The 1,163-nt window shown below is 50.0% G+C and carries 1 protein-coding gene; it reads right to left on the minus strand.

Going from position 1 to position 1,163, the window contains the following annotated elements; genetic code table 11:
• Positions 1-1,163: ABC transporter permease subunit (locus GOU96_RS17655; RefSeq protein ID WP_324702081.1), on the minus strand; the 1,163-nt coding region annotated here is incomplete at both ends.

The following is a 1,163-nucleotide window of genomic DNA, read 5'->3' on the forward strand; positions in this document are numbered from 1 at the left end:
CATGCAATTGGTCCATACCGAGACACTGCTAAATGTTAGTAGATAAGCTAAGCCAAGCACGGTGCCAGGCACACTCAGTGGCAGTAAACTTAATAGGCGCAATCCCGTTTTGAGTGGTGGCCAAATCGCAGCGCGCTGTGCCAGATAGGCCACGATAAAGCAAAAGAGACTACCGCAAAGAGCAACACTGAAGGCAAATTGTAGCGAGTTAAGATACGGCTGCCAGCTATAGCCTAAGGCGGCGAAGCGATAGTTGTCTAAGGTTAACGTAAAGTCATAGGGCCAATAGTTAATGAATGAGCCCCAAACTACCACGCCAATCACACTAACAATGACCAGTGTCGGCAGCCAGCACAGCAAGGTAAATAGGCTATCGCGCAGCAACGATTTTTCCGGTAGGGCTGAATCAAAAACGCCAGAGAGACGTGCTTGTTTTTTCCGCGCCCAGTTGTCCACGATGAAGGCCAGTAACATAGGAAGCAGCAGCAATAAACTCAGCGCAGCACCCATGGGGAAATTGTGTAGCCCGATGATTTGTTGATAAATTTCGGTCGCCAGCAGGTTGTATTGGCCCGCCAGGACTTTAGCAATCCCGAAGTCGGTCATCGTTAGCGTGAATACAACAAAACAGGCACTGATGATCCCATACAAGCTGTTAGGCAGGGTGATGGTAAAAAATTGACGTCCGTTACCAGCGCCGAGCATTTCTGCGGCTTGATACAGCCGAGGATCAATGGCTCGCAGAGTGGTGCACAGCAGTAATACCGCGTGAGGAAGGGTAAATAAGACCCCACCCAGCGTTACGCCGAGTGGCCCATAAAGCGGAATATCGATGTAGTCACTGAATACACCCTGACCACCAAACAGGTACATTAATCCTAAGCACGGCAAAATCGATGGGACACACAGCGGTAGCTGTAAACTTAATTGCAGCAAAGTGCGACCAGCGAGACGCGTTTTCGTTAGCCCATAGGCAATCAAGTACGCAAGGGTGACGCTGAGTAGCGTGACCAATGCACTGATCGCTAAGGAGTGTTCTAGTGCCGATACTAGGCCGGGAGTATGCAGTAGCTGCAGCAGGTTGGTGATGCCATTAAATTGCCCGTTACTGTCTTGTAGGCTGTAACGCAGTAACGTCACGATCGGCAGTAAAATACCACCCA

The sequence above is a fragment of the Vibrio sp. R-1 genome, from assembly GCF_035615595.1.
GTDB classification, from domain to species: domain Bacteria; phylum Pseudomonadota; class Gammaproteobacteria; order Enterobacterales; family Vibrionaceae; genus Vibrio; species Vibrio cholerae.